The sequence below is a fragment of the Enterobacter cloacae complex sp. S1 genome (assembly GCF_014930525.1).
Lineage (GTDB): Bacteria > Pseudomonadota > Gammaproteobacteria > Enterobacterales > Enterobacteriaceae > Enterobacter > Enterobacter hormaechei_C.
The window spans coordinates 191,929-210,209 of sequence record NZ_JADBRE010000004.1; the positions used below are offsets into that span (position 1 = coordinate 191,929).

An 18,281-nucleotide genomic window follows, 5' to 3' on the forward strand; every position below is an offset into this window, starting at 1 on the left:
GCCTACGGGGGCGAGATGGTGCGGTATTTGCCCGGTGGCGCTGCGCTTACCGGGCCTACATATGCAGTATTTGTAGGCCGGGTAAGCGAAGCGCCACCCGGCGTTGTTCACGCCAGCTCCAGCAACTGAACACGCGCAGTCGCGCCCGGCATCAGCTTTTGCAGATTGCTCACCAGCTCATCGCCAGCTTCCTGTAATGCCGCCAGCGGCATCGACGGCAGGCTTTCGAGAATAAACCACATGGACTGCGCCTGGCTGTCCAGACGCGTGCGTACCCCCTGTCGCCAGTTCCAGCGGCGGCAGGTGACGCCGAGATCGTCACGCCAGATAACTTCGCCTGGCTCCGGATTTTCTACAACCGGCTCACCTTCTTTAAAGGTATCAAACGGCTCGCTGCCGTCGGCCAGCGTCAGGCGCGGCGCTCCCGAGTAAGCCGCCAGATTTTCTCCCCCTACCGGAATAGCGTAGCGGATACTGATGGCATTATAGACATCCACCACCGGGTCGAGCGGCGGCAGCGAACCGTCTCTCATCACGCGCTTGCGCAGGGCCGAGGCCGAGCAGGGCGTACGTTTGGGTTTTGCACCAAAGGCTTTAAACACCTCATCCCAGGCGGCGAGATGATTTTCTGCCCAGGGCACATCATCATTGAGCATCTGCTGGCAGGCCTGCGCCAGCGCAGCGGGCGCAACCTCCGGTTGGGTAATCGGGGCAGCTTCAACCAGAATGCTCAGTGCCCGAAAGCCGGGCGCGATCCCGACAAGTCGCGAATCTATTGACGGTGTTAGAAGAGACATAAATAATCCTGTATTGACTGTTTTATACCATGGTAGTGACCAATGACTGATAAAGTCAATATAATGACCGATGCGGGCGCCGATGTTGCCCAGGTAAGCCTGGCCGTGGCGAACCGTATCCGCAGCTGGCGGAAAGAGAAAAAGCTGTCGCTGGACGAGCTTTCCCGCCGCGCCAGCGTCAGCAAAGGCATGCTGGTGGAGATCGAAAAAGGGGCTGCCAACCCCAGCATTGCCATTCTGTGCAAACTGGCCGCCGCGCTTGGCGTCTCGGTGGCAGACATCGTTAACGTCTCCAGCGAGCCGCAGGTACACATTATTCAGGAAGAGGCGATCCCGGTTCTGTGGCAGGGCGCACAGGGCGGTTATGCCAGATTGCTGGCAGGCACCGCAGGCCCGGACATGATTGAGCTGTGGCAGTGGGAGATGCATCCGGGAGAGACTTTCACCTCTCCGGGACATCCGGCGGGAACCTTTGAGCTGCTGCACGTGAACGAAGGCATGTTAACCCTGACGGTGGACGAGACGGTGGTACAGGTTAATGCTGGCGCGTCGGCGGTAGCGAAAACGGAAGCGGCGCACGGCTATGCCAATGAGGGAGAAAAAGTGCTGCGCTTTACCATGACGGTAGCGGAGTTTCACCGCTAGTGTCGGTCCGCTGCCGGGATACTCCGCGAGCAATTATTTCACCGTGCGGGCGATCGAGGGCAATATCCGCCCCTCATCGCTCAGCGACTGCCAGGTGAGCTGGCACCTGTCAGCCCCTTTACACCAGTCCGTTCGTCGCTGGCTCAGGGGGGCGACAACGCCTGCGTTATCCACCCGCGTTCCGTTAACGGAAAGCTGAAACAGCGTGACGTAATAAGGCGACGGGTTTTCTACCGCCAGCCCGTCGGCGGTCCACTGCCAGCGTAGCTGACGGTAGGCCAGCGCCGGTTCGCCCTGAAGCCCCTCTGGGCGATAAATCAGCTTCATGCTGGAGCGTACCGCCATCTGAACGTTATCACTGTGACGCTGGCTGGCCGGTATGGAGGCAATGCTTAGCGTGAAGAGCGTTTCGCGATCGGCAGGAAGCGGCGCATCGGCGCGAAACAGACGGATCTTATTCTCACGTCCGGGCTGGAGTGCGAAAAGTGGCGGCGTCGCGGTAAACCACGCGGTGGCCGCCTCGGGGGGCTGCTGTACCCCGGGCCATCGGCCGCCGCGATAAATTTTTGTGCCAACCAGATACGGCAGCGAGGACTTATTACGCACGGTGACGCTGATAGCGCGCTGAGCCTGAGGATAGACGAACCGCGTGCCGCCAATTACCACCCCGGCCTGAGCAGGCAAGAGCCAGAAAGACGCAGCGGTCAGCAGGGCTATCCCCGCTTTTTTCAGCAGGCTGGCCTCACGCATAGGTCAGCACAAAAGTGGTGGCAGCGTTGGCCACCCCCGGCGTGATGGCGTTCGTCACGGCGAGGTAGCGGGCGTAAAAATGCAGCGCCAGGGTGGTCTGGTCATTGCTTATCGCGAACGGCAGGCTTTCATCCCCCATGGCGATCAGCGATTTATCAGGATTATAGAGGCCGATAGCCACGCCGGTTGCATAGTCCGGCCCACCGGTCAGGGCCAGCAGATCGCTATTGTTACCGTCCGGCGTGCCTTCAAAATGGGTGCTGACGGCGGATAACCCGGCACCGCAGGCTTCAAGGTTAATAGTGAACGGCTCATAGGGCGTTTCGTTTTTTTGCCCGGCCAGCTGGCGGGCCGTCACATCACGCATCTCCACTACCAGCTGTTCCGAGCCGGGGGAGACAATACAGGTTTTGCCTTTCACCACGCCGGTAATATAGACCGTACCGTCATGGGAGAGCGTCTTGCCTGACAACAGCAGCGCGCAGCAGATAAATAACCTGTTCAGGATCGTCATTCTGTCTCCTTACTGGTAAAGCAGATCGAAATACATCACGGCGGTGGCGTTGCCGGTGGTGACCGTCGGCAGCGTGGATTTATAGCGCAGGAAGAAGGTCAGCGTGTTATCGCCCGACCGCAGGGGATATAGCGACGACTCGGTGTTATTGATCGGGACAGACGCCCGCGCGCTGTCGAGCAGCTCGACTGCCAGCCCGGTCGCCATCATGTGCTGCGTCCCTTTTCCCGTATCTGAGAGGGCAAGCAGCGTGGGATCGTTGGCGTCCGCGTCGCCGGTAAACCAGACGGTCGTGCCGCCGATTGCGCGGGTGCAGTTTTTGAGCGTGATGGCAAACTGCTTTTCCGGTGTCGTGGCGCCTACGCGCGGAAATTCCTCTGTCGTAAATTCACCAAGGTCGATCGTTTGCTCTGCGCTGTTAGTATCGACGTTACAGGACTCCCCGACGATGGTGCCGATAAACTGCACATTAAAGCTTGTGTCGTCAGCCTTCGCCAGCGGCGGGGTTAACAGGGCCACGCTCAGCCATACGGCGTTTTTCCATGAAATGGTCATTACGCTTCCTCAGGCGAAATCAATGCGTAACAGCGCCAGCGCCCTGAAGACGCCCAGCTCCGGCGACTGCCCGGTGGTGCTGATGGGGTAGGCTTGCAGCGTCACGTCCGCGCGTCCTGACGTATCCGTGGTAAAGGGGACGCTGCTTGAGAACACGTTTGGCCGAAGGATCTCGCCCTGCGGGCTGGTCACGACGACGGCCACGTCCGGGTTATCCGTCGCCAGCGCGTTGGCGAAACGAGCGTCTGCCGTCCCCTGAACCCGCAGGGTGAGCTGCGCCGGTGAGTTGACGTCAGCGTTGCATTCGATCGGTACGGTAAAGGTTTTTGGCGCTACGCTGTCGGGTCGCTGTCCGGCCTGGGTGAAATCGCCGTGGTAGAGTGCCCCAAAATCGACGGTGACGGTTTGCCCGGCGTTAATCACGCAGTTTTGCGGGACGGTTATCACGCCGCTGTAGGTGATCTGATAAACGATTACGGTGGGCCGGTCATTTTCCGTCGTGGTGACATAGACGTTAAACATCAGTTTCGGCGGGATTACGACCGAGCCGATGAACGGCCTGACAATCTGTATTTTGAAGGTCAGATTGCTGTCGTTCACCGGGAAGACACCGCCCGTGTCCACCTCGTCGTGCCCCCCCATGTGGACATACTCCACCGGCGGATAAAAATCGCCGATGGTGGCATCATGGATTTTCATCGCACCGATAATATAATCCGGATCAAGCTGTAAATATTTCCACTCGCCTTCCGTTTTGACGACGGGGAAAGGTGAGATATAGGTACGATAGGTACGCTTCTCCCAGTTGCCTGGGGGACAGGTGGCGTTAACGTGAATATCCTGAGTTCGGTTCAGCTCTGTACCGTTGCCCTTGCTGTTTTGATCCGTCGTGAGCGTGGTGGTCAGATCGTAATTCACCACGGAAATTCCGCCGTTAGCGTTTTTACATGTTGCGGCCAGGCTGCTGAGCGAAAAAAGTAGCCCGGCGGCAGGGAGAAGCATCATCCTTAATTTCATTTATGAACACTCCATGATGATCCGCAGCAGCGGCTGTTTGCTTTCAGGTAAGTGGTAGTTGGCCGTACAGCGCTTATCCGCCCCTTCTCCCCATTGCGCCTTCAACACTCCCTTTTGGCTCAGGCCGGAGAGGTAGGTTTCGCCCTCTTCGCCTACGATGGTGTCGCTGCCGTTATCGTCGCGGGAAACCATGGCGCCAAACGGCACCGGCTTGCCGTGGTAGCGCAGCGTTACCAGCGCGCGTGCGCCCAGACGGGCGTTAAACGTGGCGCGCACAATGGCGCCATGGGTCGGCACCACGCTGGTGACGGCATCATCGATATCCATGGCGTCTGAGAGGGAGTTAACGTCCAGCGCCATCCTGTTCAGATGGTATGCCGAGGCGTAAGGCACCACCGCATAGCCGCGTCCGTCGGTATGGATACCGGGTTCATTCTCGACGCTGACGTCCGCCGCGCCCGGTACGGCAATCAGCACGTTGGTATCACCCAGTGGCTGGCTTAAGGTGATGCCGTTGCGGTGGGCTACCACGCCTCCGCTCAGGCCGTAGGTCACTTCCCGATAATCGCCGTTATCGCTGTAGTTGTAGCCCAGGCTGGCGTTGCCGTAGGCGGCATCGTATTCCAGACTGGCGGAACCTTGCGAGCCAGCCCCCTGGCTGGCATAACCTTCCTGCACGCTGTAGTTAAGGTTGTTCTCCGCCAGCAGCGTGCCGTTAATCCCTGCGTTCTGAGACGTTTCTCCGTGTTTATTGGCGCTCATGCCGTAGGTGGCATAGGCGTAGTTCCGCTTCTGACTGACGTCATTGGCAGGTGAAAGCCACTGGCTAAGCGGGAAGGAAAGGTTAATCGCATAAATCTCATCGCTATCTGACATGCCCGGCGATTTGTTGTAGTTGTAGGTCAGGCTGTATGAGATCCCGGCCCAGGTACCGCTGTACCCTACCTGGACGAGCGTGTTTTTGTCGTCCGTGTGCCAGTAGCTCTGCTGGCTTCCGGTCACGAACAGCGAGCCGAGCCTGCCTAGCTGCTGCGAAATATTGAATTGAAGCTTGCCGCGTTTAGTCCAGTTGAGGTTGTAGTAGTCCAGCCAGTTCGTGGCCTCATTCGCGTCATCCTGCTCCGCATCGCCCGTATAGCCCTGCATATGTGTGTAGGTTGTCTCATCCAGGTTATAGAACCCGGACGTGGAGTAGCGGTAGCCCAGCAGCTGGAAGTTCGTACCCATCTTGTTGAGGGATTTGGCATACAGGAAGCGAAGAGACTGCCCCGTATGGCTGGTGTCGTCGGCCAGCGTACTGCGCGCGTGGGTAACGTCGAAAGAGACGGCGCCAAAGTTGCCCATATTGAGGCCAGCGCCAAGAGCCAGCGCGTGATAATCGCCGGAAAGCTGTGAGCCGCCATAGACGGTTACGCCGTGCGGTAGCCCCCAAATCAGCGTGCCCTGGGCAAAATTCACCTCGTCCTGCTGACCGTTATTGCTGCGGTACTCTGCCGCCGTCAGGGCGTACTTCACTCGCCCTTCGCGCTGGAGGAGCGGTACGGCGGAGTAGGGGACGGAATAGCGGGAGATACTGCCGTCCGTCTCCTTCACTTCTACCGTGAGGTCGCCGCTGGAGGAGGTTGGGAAGAGATCGTTAATGGCGAAGGCGCCGGGCGGAACGTAGCTCTGGTAAAGGGTATAGCCGTTCTGCTTGATGGTGACCTGTGCGTTGCTTTTGGCAATTCCGCGAATGGTGGGCGCAAAGCCTTTCATGCTGTCTGGCAGCATGTTGTCGTCCGAGGCGATCTGCGCGCCGCGAAAGGGAAGGCTGTCAAAGATTTCCGACGAGGTATAGCTATCGCCCACCGTCAGTCTGCCCTTTAGCGGAATCACCGTCCGCTCAAGATAGGTGTTGATATGTTCCCATTCGCTATGGCGGTTCTCATCGCTGTTATAGTAGTTCCACGTCGAGTAGTCCCGCAGACGCCACGCGCCAAGGTTCACCCCGCTGTTCAGGCCGAGGAAATAGTTTTTGTTGGTTGTGCCGTTTTCGCTGCGATCGCGGCTGTATGAACCGCTAAAGTTATAGTTCAGCAGCAGAGCGTTAATACCTTCATCCCACTGTTCTGGCGGGATATAGCCGCGCGCGTTGTTGCGTAATGCGGCCTGCGGAATGCTGATTTCCAGACGCTGCTGTTCGAAATTAAAGAGAGTGGCAGCGGCCGGAATAATGGCGGCAATGTCCACGCAGCTGTCGGCTTTCGCGGCGGCCAGCGCCGGGAATGCCTGAACGTTGACGCCCAGGTTTTCATACGCTTTGGGCGTCAGGCAGGCCATTAGCCCCGTGTCGTCGCCCTGTACGGCTCCGTCCGTTACGGTTCTGGCGATAAAGTTGATATCGCGGGTGGTGACAAATGTTCCATTCAGCCAGAGATCCACGCGATAGACGCCCGGCGCCTGGCCATTTGTTGAAAAACGGGAGAGATCCGCCACGGCGGAAGGATCGCTCGACAAAAACGCCGGGTTAAAAAAATACTCCGCGCGCACGGTGATGGACGAAAGGAGTCCCGCAATCGTCAACGCCAGCGGCGTTAGCGACGCTCTGACGAGCGCGTTAAATCTTCGTGGCTGAACACGCTTCATGTCTTCCCTTACCTGCGAGGCTTTTAATGACAAAACGCTATACGTAACGCCGTATACGACTTATTTCGTGCATGACTGAACGGGCGTGTTGGCACCAAAGTCATTAACGGTCTGAAACCTCACGCTGCCAGTGCCGCCACCGGGGATCTCCACCACCAGGTTATTTTTGGGCGCTACCATGTTATTTGCCAGATGCGTGCCGCCGACGAAAAACTGCACCAGCGAAACGTAATAAGGTGATGGATTGGTAATAGTGACTTTTCCATTCGCGACCGAGCAGGTTAATGTTTTGGGCGCGTCAATAGAGAGCGACGGCAATTTTTTCGGCCGGATAAAAAGTTTAATAACGCTCTGGGTGGCAATTTGTAGCGTATTACCGGAAAGCTTATTTTTCTCGACGGAAGGAATGGCTTTGCTGTTCAGATAAAAAACGCTTTCACGATCGACAGGCAGATCGGGGCCCACGTACATAATACGCAGGGTATTCTCTTTTTTAGGATGGATAACAAACAGCGGCGGCGTAATGACAAAATCCGCTGATTTTGCCCCTTCGGCGTTGGACACCCAGCTCTGAATTAAAAAAGTGGTATTCGTTGAAGAGTTAATAATGGCTAATGAAGCCTGCTTATCACCCTGGGGATAAATCACGCGGGTTCCCCCGAGCGCGATACCGCCTGCGCTGGCAGAACCGGCCATCCCCATCGCGAACAGAGCCGTTAGCGCGCCAGCTATCAGACGAGTCAGTTTACAGCGTGAAGTAATAATACGCATTGTTCCCTCAGTTTCTCATGTGTCTGGCATCTTGCCTGTGAGTCAGTTATTGGTAGAAAACGGTGAACCAGACCTGTGCGTTAGCGGTGCCGGCTTTGACGTTATCTTCTGTAGCGCGATACCTGGCGATATAGCTCAGCCGATTTTCACCATTCTGCAATGGTCTGTACCAGGGGGGCGCGGTGTCTGGCTTTACCGGGTTCCCCATCGCATCGAAAAGACCGATACCAATCCCCGTGGCGGCGCCAGGCCCATAGCCCGCGCGAAAAACCTGGGGATCTTTGCCGTCAGACTCGCCGCTAAACAGCACCCCGGCGCGCTGGCTGACGCTGGTGTCGCATGCTTCCAGTTTGATGAAGAAAGGTACCGGTTTGGCCCAGTCTCCGGCGGCGATGAACTGGCTGTTGCGTACCTGTCCCATATGCACGATTTGATCCTGGGAATCCATGCTGACGGAACAGGCCGCATTGACGACCTGACCCTGAAAGGTCACGCTTCCATCGTCATTTGCCGCGGCTGGCAATACGGCAAAAAGCGCAGTGCCGACTATCAGCAGCGCCCGATTTATGGATTGCTGCATTGCGAACTCTCTAACGCTTGCCGGACAACGCTTCTCCGCCCGCAGGCGAAGAAGCGAGATCGGCTAACGAATCAGGAATAAACCATCTGGAACGTTGCGACGGAGGAGACATTGCCCGGCTCGGCCGCGCCTGTGGCCACGTAGTCCACGCTCAGCGGGATGATGTTTTCGCCGTTGATCAGCTTAACGTTGGAGGAGGTATCGCCAATGTTCAGCGCCTGGCCGTCCGGCCCGAACAGTTGCAGCGCAACGTTTTTGGCCGAGCCTGCGCCAGCGGTGTTCGCCAGGCTGCCTTCTACAGCAGGGTCTTGCTGGCCGTTAAAGATCACGGCGGCATTCTGGCTAACGGTGGCGTCGCAATCTTCCAGAACGATTTTAAAATCTTCTTTCTGATTGGCCTGCATGCCTACCGTTGTCAGCTTGACGGTACGCACCTGGCTCAGGGTAACGGTCTGGTCTACGGAGTCAGCCGCGACGGAACAGGCGGCGTTTACCACCTGGCCGACAAAGTTAACGGTCCCGCCGGAAACGGTAACGGTATCGGCCTGCGCATTAATTGCCATGCCGCCAGCCAGCGCGCCGGTAACAACCATTGCTATAACTTGCTTTTTCATACAAATCCTTTTTAGATAAACATCATGCTGTCAATTGAAATAATATATTCACAATGTCATGTGAATTTTTTTTCGAGGCAGTGGTATAGGATATATTTTTAGATTAATATATTATTTTTACCCAGGGCATTGTTACTGGTTTTATATCATCCGCCACTGCGCTGATGAATGAGGGGATTCTACGGATTAAATAATATTATATCAATGTGATAATGGGTTGATGTTTTATTAGTTTTACTAAATATAAAATTAACTCATAATTTATTTGTTTGAATGATATTGTACGCCGTCAGAACCGCATTTCTATTCGTTGGTCGGTTTTATTAATGTCTGCGATGAATGTCATCGTGGTTTTGTTAATAATGCAAGACGTTACGGCTGTCATTATTCGGACATGTATTGGGAATACGGCGGTGTTATTATCCGGTTGCTTTTACAATCTGATATTACATAAAGAAATATTTTAAATTTATATGATGAACCGTGTTTGCACTCATGCACATTATTCATCAGTCTGACTGCATAAAGAAATCCCTGGCATATCCCAGGGATTTCTTTGCATATCGCCCTGATACTGCTAAAAGGGCAGGAAAAATAAATGCTCAGGCGGATGTTACGGCAATACGTAATGCCGCCAGCGCCTTACGCGCCGCCTTCAGCACCTGCTCACACTGCTCAATGGTAAGCGTCAACGGTGGCTCAATGCGGATGGTTTTCGAGTTGTTAAGCGTTCCCGCCACCAGTACCCGCTGGCGGAACATCTCGCTTGCGAAGCTATAACCGGTTTCGTTATCAACGAACTCAATCGCCATCAGCATCCCTTTCCCGCGCGCATCCTGTACCAGATCCGGATATTCCCGGCCCAGCTGACGGAAACCGTCCAGCAGCATGTCGCCTTTCTGCTCCGCCTGCGCGGGCAGGTTTTGCTCCAGCAGCACGTTGATGGTGGCCAGCGCCGCCGCACAGGCCAGCGGGTTACCGCCAAAGGTGGTGGTATGTAAGAACGGGTTATCGAACAGCACCGAGAAGACCTCCTCAGTGGCGACCGTTGCGCCAATCGGCATCACGCCGCCACCGAGCGCTTTCGCCAGGCACAAAATGTCCGGCTGAACGTTCTCATGCTCGCAGGCGAACATCTTGCCGGTGCGCCCCATCCCGGTCTGCACTTCGTCGAAGATCAGCAGCGCGCCAAACTCATCGCACAGCTGACGCACGGCGGGCAGATAGCCCTGCGGCGGCAGGATCACGCCGCCTTCACCCTGAATCGGCTCCAGGATCACCGCCGCCACGTCGTCGCCGGTTTTACGGCATTCACTCAGCACGGTGCGCATGGCGTTGATGTCGCCAAACGGCACGTGGCGGAAGCCCGGCAGCAGCGGCATAAACGGCTTGCGGAAGGTAGATTTAGCGGTCGCCGACAGAGCACCCAGGGATTTCCCGTGGAACGCGCCGCTGGTGGCGATAAAGGTGAATTTCCCGCGCGGTGACTGGTACGCCTTAGCGAGCTTGAGCGCCGCTTCGACCGATTCCGTGCCGCTGTTGCTGAAGAAGCTGTATTTCAGCTTACCGGGCGTTAAGGCCGCCAGCGTTTTCGCGAGCATGGCGCGAAGCGGATCGAGCAGTTCCTGGCTATGGAGAGGTTGTTTCGCAAGTTGATTCTGTACGGCGGAAACCACAACTGGATTACGGTGCCCCACGTTGAAAATACCAAAACCACCCAGGCAATCGATAAACTCCTGTCCCTGGGTGTCGACAAGCGTATTCAGACTGCCCGCTTGCCACTCTACGGCTCCGTAATCCCCGCCGGCGGTAACAGATTTGCGATACTCCAGAAAACCTGGATTCACATGCTCCTTAAAGTAATCAATGACCTCACGGTTAAGTTGTTTCATCTCCTCATGATCAAGCGTTCGCTTCTCAATGAGATTCAGTGCGTGCGCGGTACAGGCAAGAGCCGAGGCGCTGGAAGGTAACCTGTTCAAAATATGCTCCCGGGGATCGCGTATCACATGATACTGAGTTAAGTATTGCAGGGATTACGCCACCTCAGATGCCTTAACAAAAATCGGGATAAACGCCAGGTGAAATCAAAGTTGCACAATATTTAATCATGCCATCGCGCGCCGCATGGGATAAGGGATAACGAGCCGGGGATGGGGTGTCGTCAATTGCACTGCTCCAGGGCAGGGAATGCGCCTTAAGTGTGCGCCGGGGTATCATGCTTTGTAGGTAGTTTCATGCCGAAAGTATTTTAAATCAATTAATTAGAAAAACGTACGAAAAGTGCGGTTTAACCGAGATTTGCGATCTCAATCATATTTAACAACTAAAGATAAATTTTTTATCGCCGAAAAAACATAAGCCACAAAATTAACATTCAAATAACCTGCAAGGGATGCTCACTATGTCCTCTCCTGACTATGTCACCCAGAATGAATATCCGCTGGACGATGACACCACGCTTATGTCGACCACCGACCTCCACAGCTACATGACCCACACTAACGACACCTTTGTGCAAGTGAGCGGCTTTACGCTCCAGGAGCTGCTCGGGCAACCGCACAACATTGTGCGTCATCCGGATATGCCGAAAGCGGCTTTTGCCGACATGTGGTACACGCTGCAAAAGGGCGAACCCTGGAGCGGGATTGTCAAAAACCGACGTAAAAATGGCGATCACTATTGGGTACGTGCCAATGCGGTACCAATGGTGCGTAACGGCCAGATGACGGGCTATATGTCCATTCGTACCCGCGCCACGCAGGACGAGGTCGCCGCGGTGGAGCCGCTTTATAAGGCGCTCAACGAAGGACGCTGCAAAAAACGCATTCATAAAGGGCTGGTGGTGCGCAAAGGCTGGCTCGGCAAATTACCGGCGATGCCGCTGCGCTGGCGCGTGCGTAGCGTAATGGCGGTACTTTTCGCGGTGATGGCCGTAACGCTGGTTGCCAGTGCCGCGGGCTGGGCTTCGTTGGTGGCGGCAGCCGTGGTGATGCTGCTTGGCACCCTGGTGTTTGAGCAACAGATTGTCCGCCCGGTGGAAAACGTCGCACGGCAGGCGCTCAGGGTCGCTACCGGAGAGCGTAACAGCGTGCAGCATCTTAACCGCAGCGATGAACTGGGGCTAACGCTGCGGGCCGTCGGACAGCTGGGGCTGATGTGCCGCTGGCTGATCAACGACGTCTCCAGCCAGGTGGTGAGCGTGCGCGACGGCAGCGACAGGCTGGCGCAGGGCAATGAAGATCTCAACGACCGCACGCGCCAGACCGTGGCTAACGTGCAGCAGACCGTGGCAACAATGAACCAGATGGCGGCGTCGGTGCAGAGTAACTCTGAGACCGCAGCCGAAGTCGACAAGCTATCGATGGCCGCCAGCAGCGCGGCCACGCAGGGGGGCACCGTGATGCAGACCGTGGTGAAAACCATGGATGACATTGCCGACAGTACCCAGCGCATTGGCTCTATTACCTCGCTTATCAATGACATCGCCTTCCAGACCAATATTCTGGCGCTGAACGCCGCGGTTGAGGCGGCACGCGCCGGCGAGCAGGGTAAAGGCTTTGCGGTGGTGGCGGGCGAAGTGCGTCATCTTGCCAGCCGCAGCGCGAACGCGGCTAACGATATTCGCAAGCTGATCGACGCCAGCGCCAGCAAAGTGCAGTCGGGCGCCGATCAGGTCCACGCCGCGGGACGTACCATGGATGATATTGTCGAGCAGGTGAAAAACGTCACGCAGCTTATCGCGCAGATCAGCCACGCCACCTCAGAGCAGGCGACAGGCCTGACAGAGCTGACCCGTGCCGTGGCAGAGCTGGACAGCATTACGCAGAAAAATGCTGACCTGGTCGAAGAGAGCGCGCAGATTTCCGCGATGGTTAAGCACCGGGCCGGACGCCTTGAAGATGCGGTTACCGTGCTGCATTAAGAAATGCATGCTTCGATAAAGCCGTTTATTCCTCCTGGGTAAACGGCTTTTTTGTTTTTCAGAATAAGTTATGTTGTTAATGAAATATTAAATAACTAAAAAAAGCGCCCGATTTTTAATTGTCACGATCCAGATTCATTGAGAGTGAAAAATAAAAAAACGATCAAAGTCATAAAGTTAGCGTGTTTCCTGTCGATAACAGCGATCGTCTGAGAAATAATCACATCGATGGGGTAAATATGTTCATACATGACGTAAAGATCGGCACGAAATTATTTCTGGCGTTTGGATTATTTATTGTCCTGATGGTCGTCAGCGCAAGCTTGTCTCTGATGAGCCTGAATCGGGCAAACAATGGAATGCAAACCATCCTTACCAGCGACTATCCAACGACGGTAAAAGCGAACCAGTTAATCGACAACTTCCAGGAGTTTATAAGCACGCAGCAGCTCATGCTGCTGGACGAACAGGGAACGTACACGGCGCAATCAGAGCAGCGTCTGAAGGCGATCAGCGAGCGCATCTCCGCAATCCTGAGCGAGCTGGACAACGCTCTCAAGGATAAAAAATCCCAACAGGTGCTGGCCGATATCCACGGCGTACGCCAGCAATATCTTGACTCGCGCTACCGCATTTTGCAGGCCGTGCAGAATAACGACCGTGCGGGCGCGATAAACGAAATGATGACCAACACCCTGAATCTGCAACAGTCCTATAAAGCGAAAGTGCAGGCGCTGATTGCGATCCAGGACCATGAAATGCAGAGTGCGGGCGAGCAGGTGGAAGGCGATTTCCGCACCAATCGTCTCCTGCTGGTCCTGATTACGCTTTTCAGCGTCGCGGCAGCCAGCCTGACTGGCTGGTTCATTGTGCGATCCATTACCCGACCGCTGAACGACGCGGTGAATTTTGCGGAGGCCATTGCCGATGGCGATCTCACCGGCAGCATTATCTCGCACGGTAAAGATGAAACCGGACTGCTACTCACCGCACTGATGGAGATGAAAACGCGCCTGCTGGAGATTGTGCAGCAGGTGCAAACCGGATCGGAAAACATCTCCAGCGCCGCCGCGCAGATTGTCGCGGGAAACCAGGATCTGGCTGCCCGCACGGAGGAGCAGGCCAGTTCCGTTGAACAAACGGCCGCGTCGATGGAGCAGATCACCGCTACGGTGAAGAACACCGCGTCCCACACCGGAGAAGCGACGAACCTGTCTGCCGATGCGGCTGCCGTGGTCAAAAACAACGGCGAGATGATGAAGCAGGTCACCAGCAAGATGCGCCTGATTAACGAAACATCGAACAGGATGTCCGACATTATCGACCTGATCGACGCCATTGCCTTCCAGACTAATATTCTGGCGCTAAACGCGGCGGTCGAAGCGGCGCGCGCGGGTGAGCATGGTCGCGGCTTTGCGGTGGTGGCGGGCGAGGTACGCCAGCTCGCGCAGAAAAGTGCAACATCTGCGAGTGAGATCCGCCAGCTGATTGAAAGCTCCACAAGCCAGACGCAGGACGGCATGAACCTTGTGGAGAAAGCCAGCGGGCTTATCAACGGCATGGTCGGCAACGTGGAGGAGATGGACGTAATCCTGCGTGAGATTCGCCAGGCCAGCCATGAACAGACGGAAGGCATCTCGCAGATCAACAGCGCGATTGGCCTGATAGACGCCACCACCCAGCAGAACTCCGCGCTGGTGGAGGAGTCCGTTGCGGCGGCGGCATCCCTTAACGAACAGGCCATGCACCTGAAAGAGCTGGTCCGCGTGTTCCGCGTGAGCGACGGCGTGCTGGCTTAATCCAGCTGGGAGATCTCCAGCGCCGCGCGGTCAATCACGCCGATAATCTGTTTCAACTGCGCGTCGCTGAGCTCTCCCTGATTAACCTTCAGATCCAGTACCGCTTTGAAGTTATCCAGCGCCCGCTTCATCTGCGGGTTTTTGCGCAGCTGGAAACCGACGGAGCGCGCCTTGATACGCGTCTGGATCTGCTCCAGCTGTTCCCGGTTATTTTCCAGCCACTGTTCTCCGGCGGCGTTAATCGCAATCCGCTTACGGCCGTTCTCTTCTTCGGTAATGGTGATAAACGCCTGATCCTGCAAGTAATCCAGCGTCGGATAGATCACGCCAGGGCTTGGCGTGTAATGTCCCTGAGTCAGGTTTTCGATCTCTTTGATCAGTTCGTAACCATGGCTCGCGTTGCGGGTCAGGATATCCAGGATCACCAGCCGCAAATCGCCATGGCCAAAAAATCGTGGCCGGCGTCCGCCGCCGTCGTGTTCGTGTCGCATGTTTTTCCCTCAATTTGATATATCTAAACTATATCTAAGATATATTCAGATGTAATCTAAAAAATCTTGATTTCTTAGTTAATAGCAATCATTATCATTAAAAATTCATTCCGATATATCGTATTCACCTGAGAAGGGCATCAACATGGCATCTACCCGTTACCCTCAACGTGTCCGCAATGACCTGCGTTTTCGTGAGCTGAACGTGCTGCGCACTGAGCGAGTCAGCGCAGGATTTCAGCGCATTGTGCTAGGCGGCGAGGCGCTGGAGGGCTTTAGCTCTCGCGGCTTTGACGACCATACCAAAGTCTTTTTCCCGGCACCGGGCACCACTTTCGTGCCGCCTGTGGTGACCGATGAAGGCATCGACTGGGGCGACGGCACGCGTCCGCAGGCACGTGACTATACCCCGCTGTACGATGACGAAAAACATGAGCTGGCGCTCGATTTCTTCGTTCATGATGGCGGCATTGCCAGCAACTGGGCGGTAGAGGCTAAGGTGGGCGACAAGCTGACCATCGGCGGGCCGCGCGGTTCGCTGGTGGTGCCGGAAGATTACGCCTGGCAGCTGTACGTGTGCGACGAGTCGGGGATGCCCGCGCTGCGCCGCCGTTTAGAAGGCATCGCAAAACTGCCTGTTCGCCCGGCGATCCACGCCATCGTCACCGTGGGCGATGCGGCGTATCAGGACTATCTGGCGCACCTGAGCGGGTTCAACATCACCTGGGTTATCGGCCACAACGAGCAGGCGGTGGCCGACCATCTTGCCGCGCTGGCCGTGCCGGAAGAGGATTACTTTATCTGGCTGACCGGAGAGGGGAAGGTGGTGAAACGCCTGAGCCGTCAGTTTGAAAACGACGCAATTGACCCGCAGCTGGTGCGTGCCAGCGCGTACTGGCACGCCAAATAATCAGGCAGCGGGATCCAGCTGCGCTTCGCTCACCTGATGTTCGAGCGAGGCGCATACCTCTTTCAGCGCTTTCTCCTGCTGGGCAAAGTAGGCTTCCATATTGCTGAGCGACGAGACGAGCAGCCAGGACTCTTCCTTCTCCAGCTCTGCCAGCTCGTTCACCAGGGTGTCGATTTGCTCACGCACCTGCGCCATCTTTTTACGAATACGTTCCAGGTCGTTCAGTCTGTCGCTTGCCATCATCGGTTCGAATCCTTGTTGCAGACGGGCGACCAGCGAGCGAATGGCCTTCACGTCGCCGCGCTGTTTGGCCTGGTTGAGTTGCACCATCATCCTGTTGGCCTCCTCTTTTAAATCATCGGCAACCAGATCCGGGTGGCATAGCTTGCTCGCCTGACGCCAGAGCCGCTTCAGCTCGTTCCGATCCTCTTCAGAGAGATCCTTGCCTTTACGCAGGCGAACTTCGGCATCATGATGCTGTTCGCGATACTTCTTGTACTCTTCGTTGGCCTCATCGCGCGCCTGACGTGCCGGCTCTTCTTCACGCGTTAAACCGGTCTCCAGCTCCATTGCTTCGGCCAGCAGGTTGGCAATCAGATTGCTTTGCTGCTGAAGATGTTTGCGCGCCTCTGCCGCCTGAACGGAATCCGCAGGCAGATCTCGCCAGCGCCGGGTGAGCGTTGTCAGAACCTCTACGGCCTGCGCCATATAGTCCTGGCAGCGGCGGTAATCCTCTTCCCGACGACGCGTCTCCGCCTGCTGACGACGCAGGTTAAGCTCCGCCAGCGTTTTACGCAGGGCGAGGATCTGCTGCATCAACGGCCCGAGGCGGGAGAAATAGAGATCGTTGAACTCATCAAGCTGCTGTACCCGGGCGTTACGGCGATCAATCAGATCGCGCAGACGCTCTTCCAGGGCTTTCAGCTCCAGCTTGCTGGCCGCCAGCTGTGGGTCACGCCACGGGGTAACGGCGCGCTGGCTTTGCAGCCAGGCGGTGATAGCGCGAAGGGCTGCGGTGTAGTTTTTCTGCTCAAGCGCCGCGACGATGGACAGGAGATCATCTTCAAAGGCTTCCTCTTTGAGACGTTTCAGCTGGCTCCGGATGATGTCGTCATCTTCCAGCTCAATAGCATTTTTAATGATTTCTAGCCGTTTGATCGGTGTGCTCATGATGCCTTTCGCTCTGGCGCTTAAGTATTTGAGATAAGGTTAGTTGTTGTAAAAGCTACAGGAAATAATACACACGGATGATGATCGGCGCGATGGGGGATTTCTTTAGTTTTTAGGGTTTGTGAAAGAGTGAGAGTTATTGAATCTTCCTTCTGGAACGGGGAGCACGGGGTTAAATGTGACCTTAGAGTTCACTTTTGAATGCGTGAACCGAGAAACTCGAAAATTTGGGGTTCTGGAGGCGTGCAGCGGCAGCGGTACGCCGCAATAACTGCCAGAGAATGCTTAACAGCATTAAGCATGATTAAAACACCCCAAATGTATAAGAAGTGCAGAGAGCTGGCACCAGGTAATCGCGCGGGGTGTTGCCATCGAGGGGAGGCTACGTGCTGGCAAACCGAGGGGGCGAAAGAATTGGCACTAAAAACAATACAGGGCGGATTAACCGCCCTTTTTTTACGCTGTAACCCGCTCGTTCCACGCATCCGAGTATTGGATGTTCCCATCGCAATACTTCCAGGTGATCCGCTCATAGCGGAGCTGTATTCCCTCATTATGATTGTGTATCTGTAACGCTGGCTCTTTACAGTTATGCATGACGGGGTTAATGCTGACTACCCGGACGTTTTCAAGCAGCATATTGAAATATTCAACCTCCTGGCCCGCATCGTTGATTTTATACCACTTGATCTCTGCGCTTTTCAGCGTTTGGCCGGTGGCTACCGCTTTGTAGAGATACGGGCTGGAGCTATCAAACTCTTTTTCAATTACGAGCGGTGCATGTAAGCGCGTGCCGGTGATCTTGCCGGTGTTGTTATCGGTCGGAACTAACAAGCCGTGACTAAAAGAGAGGATCTCTATACTACCTTCTCTATTTTGAACATCCACAGATCCCTTAATCGGGTTGCCGCCATCATCCTTAAGCCATAGATAAGCAGGAATAGCCATTTTTAAAACTCCATTTCCATTGAGGGTAAACCCTCATTAATGACTAAATACGGATCGCAGGTGATACAAATTGTGTTATAGGTTCGTGTTATTTAATTTCGTTACTTATTGATGTTGCAAATAAAATTAATAAATTGATCTTCAGCAGTACGCATTACCGTTATTGCTCT

Annotated in this window: 17 protein-coding genes; 4 read left to right on the forward strand and 13 right to left on the reverse strand. The window is 55.4% G+C overall.

Annotated elements, in window-relative coordinates:
* Window positions 1-107: 107 nt before the first annotated feature.
* Window positions 108-797 carry a B3/4 domain-containing protein gene (locus IM290_RS03390; protein WP_033487681.1) on the reverse strand — a complete coding sequence of 230 codons (690 nt, stop codon included), beginning with the start codon at window positions 795-797 and terminating at the stop codon, window positions 108-110.
* Between the two features lie 42 nt (window positions 798-839).
* Here IM290_RS03390 and IM290_RS03395 point away from each other — a divergent pair, with 42 nt between their 5' ends.
* Window positions 840-1,442, forward strand: coding sequence for a helix-turn-helix transcriptional regulator (locus IM290_RS03395; RefSeq protein WP_193041868.1), 603 nt, complete (start codon window positions 840-842; stop codon window positions 1,440-1,442).
* Between the two features lie 33 nt (window positions 1,443-1,475).
* Here IM290_RS03395 and IM290_RS03400 read toward each other — a convergent pair whose 3' ends face one another.
* The 9 genes from IM290_RS03400 to ygjG all read right to left on the reverse strand — a co-directional run bounded on the left by IM290_RS03400 (window position 1,476) and on the right by ygjG (window position 10,850).
* A complete protein-coding gene (locus IM290_RS03400; RefSeq protein ID WP_193041869.1) occupies window positions 1,476-2,192 on the reverse strand; it encodes a fimbria/pilus periplasmic chaperone in 717 nt (238 codons plus the stop codon).
* The gene (locus IM290_RS03405) at window positions 2,185-2,706 is read right to left on the reverse strand and encodes a fimbrial protein (protein WP_193041870.1); all 522 of its coding nucleotides are present in this window, start codon (window positions 2,704-2,706) and stop codon (window positions 2,185-2,187) included. The genes IM290_RS03400 and IM290_RS03405 overlap by 8 nt, the downstream gene beginning before the upstream one ends.
* Window positions 2,707-2,715: 9 nt before the next feature.
* Entirely contained in the window at window positions 2,716-3,261 is a 546-nt protein-coding gene (locus IM290_RS03410) for a fimbrial protein (RefSeq protein WP_193041871.1), read from the reverse strand.
* Window positions 3,262-3,270: 9 nt separating this feature from the next.
* Window positions 3,271-4,278 carry a fimbrial protein gene (locus tag IM290_RS03415; protein WP_193041872.1) on the reverse strand — a complete coding sequence of 336 codons (1,008 nt, stop codon included), beginning with the start codon at window positions 4,276-4,278 and terminating at the stop codon, window positions 3,271-3,273.
* Window positions 4,279-6,903 carry a fimbrial biogenesis usher protein gene (locus IM290_RS03420; protein WP_193041873.1) on the reverse strand — a complete coding sequence of 875 codons (2,625 nt, stop codon included), beginning with the start codon at window positions 6,901-6,903 and terminating at the stop codon, window positions 4,279-4,281.
* Window positions 6,904-6,963: 60 nt separating this feature from the next.
* Window positions 6,964-7,674: a fimbria/pilus periplasmic chaperone gene (locus IM290_RS03425; protein ID WP_193041874.1), complete on the reverse strand. Its 711-nt coding sequence runs from the start codon at window positions 7,672-7,674 to the stop codon at window positions 6,964-6,966.
* Window positions 7,675-7,720: 46 nt separating this feature from the next.
* Entirely contained in the window at window positions 7,721-8,254 is a 534-nt protein-coding gene (locus IM290_RS03430; RefSeq protein WP_193041875.1) for a fimbrial protein, read from the reverse strand.
* Window positions 8,255-8,325: 71 nt separating this feature from the next.
* Window positions 8,326-8,868: a fimbrial protein BcfA gene (locus IM290_RS03435; protein ID WP_193041876.1), complete on the reverse strand. Its 543-nt coding sequence runs from the start codon at window positions 8,866-8,868 to the stop codon at window positions 8,326-8,328.
* Window positions 8,869-9,470: 602 nt separating this feature from the next.
* Window positions 9,471-10,850 (reverse strand): putrescine aminotransferase, encoded by a 1,380-nt coding sequence (ygjG, locus tag IM290_RS03440; RefSeq protein WP_193042130.1) that lies wholly within the window; start codon window positions 10,848-10,850, stop codon window positions 9,471-9,473.
* A 422-nt stretch (window positions 10,851-11,272) separates the two neighbouring features.
* Between ygjG and IM290_RS03445 the strand changes: the two genes are divergently transcribed.
* Window positions 11,273-12,793: a PAS domain-containing methyl-accepting chemotaxis protein gene (locus IM290_RS03445; protein WP_193042131.1), complete on the forward strand. Its 1,521-nt coding sequence runs from the start codon at window positions 11,273-11,275 to the stop codon at window positions 12,791-12,793.
* Between the two features lie 239 nt (window positions 12,794-13,032).
* Window positions 13,033-14,592, forward strand: a complete 1,560-nt coding sequence (locus IM290_RS03450) for a methyl-accepting chemotaxis protein (protein ID WP_023295468.1) — start codon at window positions 13,033-13,035, stop codon at window positions 14,590-14,592.
* Here the strand turns inward: IM290_RS03450 and IM290_RS03455 are convergent.
* Complete coding sequence (locus IM290_RS03455) at window positions 14,589-15,083, reverse strand: PadR family transcriptional regulator (protein WP_193042132.1); 495 nt, start codon at window positions 15,081-15,083, stop codon at window positions 14,589-14,591. The two genes, IM290_RS03450 and IM290_RS03455, sit on opposite strands and share 4 nt — an antisense overlap.
* Before the next feature lie 145 nt (window positions 15,084-15,228).
* Between IM290_RS03455 and IM290_RS03460 the strand changes: the two genes are divergently transcribed.
* Window positions 15,229-15,993, forward strand: a complete 765-nt coding sequence (locus IM290_RS03460; RefSeq protein WP_058686001.1) for a siderophore-interacting protein — start codon at window positions 15,229-15,231, stop codon at window positions 15,991-15,993.
* Here the strand turns inward: IM290_RS03460 and IM290_RS03465 are convergent, their stop codons facing one another.
* Together IM290_RS03465 and IM290_RS03470 are read right to left on the reverse strand one after the other, a co-directional pair.
* Window positions 15,994-17,163: a DNA repair protein gene (locus tag IM290_RS03465; protein ID WP_193042133.1), complete on the reverse strand. Its 1,170-nt coding sequence runs from the start codon at window positions 17,161-17,163 to the stop codon at window positions 15,994-15,996.
* A gap of 456 nt (window positions 17,164-17,619) precedes the next feature.
* Complete coding sequence (locus tag IM290_RS03470; RefSeq protein WP_045327447.1) at window positions 17,620-18,111, reverse strand: Hcp family type VI secretion system effector; 492 nt, start codon at window positions 18,109-18,111, stop codon at window positions 17,620-17,622.
* Between the last annotated feature and the right edge of the window lie 170 nt (window positions 18,112-18,281).

What these genes read in the sequence shown, in the direction of transcription:
- IM290_RS03390 (WP_033487681.1), bottom strand. Translation starts at nt 797, where the DNA reads ATGTCTCTTCTAACACCGTCAATAGATTCGCGACTTGTCGGGATCGCG.
- IM290_RS03395 (WP_193041868.1), top strand. Translation starts at nt 840, where the DNA reads ATGACTGATAAAGTCAATATAATGACCGATGCGGGCGCCGATGTTGCC.
- IM290_RS03400 (WP_193041869.1), bottom strand. Translation starts at nt 2,192, where the DNA reads ATGCGTGAGGCCAGCCTGCTGAAAAAAGCGGGGATAGCCCTGCTGACC.
- IM290_RS03405 (WP_193041870.1), bottom strand. Translation starts at nt 2,706, where the DNA reads ATGACGATCCTGAACAGGTTATTTATCTGCTGCGCGCTGCTGTTGTCA.
- IM290_RS03410 (WP_193041871.1), bottom strand. Translation starts at nt 3,261, where the DNA reads ATGACCATTTCATGGAAAAACGCCGTATGGCTGAGCGTGGCCCTGTTA.
- IM290_RS03415 (WP_193041872.1), bottom strand. Translation starts at nt 4,278, where the DNA reads ATGAAATTAAGGATGATGCTTCTCCCTGCCGCCGGGCTACTTTTTTCG.
- IM290_RS03420 (WP_193041873.1), bottom strand. Translation starts at nt 6,903, where the DNA reads ATGAAGCGTGTTCAGCCACGAAGATTTAACGCGCTCGTCAGAGCGTCG.
- IM290_RS03425 (WP_193041874.1), bottom strand. Translation starts at nt 7,674, where the DNA reads ATGCGTATTATTACTTCACGCTGTAAACTGACTCGTCTGATAGCTGGC.
- IM290_RS03430 (WP_193041875.1), bottom strand. Translation starts at nt 8,254, where the DNA reads ATGCAGCAATCCATAAATCGGGCGCTGCTGATAGTCGGCACTGCGCTT.
- IM290_RS03435 (WP_193041876.1), bottom strand. Translation starts at nt 8,868, where the DNA reads ATGAAAAAGCAAGTTATAGCAATGGTTGTTACCGGCGCGCTGGCTGGC.
- IM290_RS03445 (WP_193042131.1), top strand. Translation starts at nt 11,273, where the DNA reads ATGTCCTCTCCTGACTATGTCACCCAGAATGAATATCCGCTGGACGAT.
- IM290_RS03450 (WP_023295468.1), top strand. Translation starts at nt 13,033, where the DNA reads ATGTTCATACATGACGTAAAGATCGGCACGAAATTATTTCTGGCGTTT.
- IM290_RS03455 (WP_193042132.1), bottom strand. Translation starts at nt 15,083, where the DNA reads ATGCGACACGAACACGACGGCGGCGGACGCCGGCCACGATTTTTTGGC.
- IM290_RS03460 (WP_058686001.1), top strand. Translation starts at nt 15,229, where the DNA reads ATGGCATCTACCCGTTACCCTCAACGTGTCCGCAATGACCTGCGTTTT.
- IM290_RS03465 (WP_193042133.1), bottom strand. Translation starts at nt 17,163, where the DNA reads ATGAGCACACCGATCAAACGGCTAGAAATCATTAAAAATGCTATTGAG.
- IM290_RS03470 (WP_045327447.1), bottom strand. Translation starts at nt 18,111, where the DNA reads ATGGCTATTCCTGCTTATCTATGGCTTAAGGATGATGGCGGCAACCCG.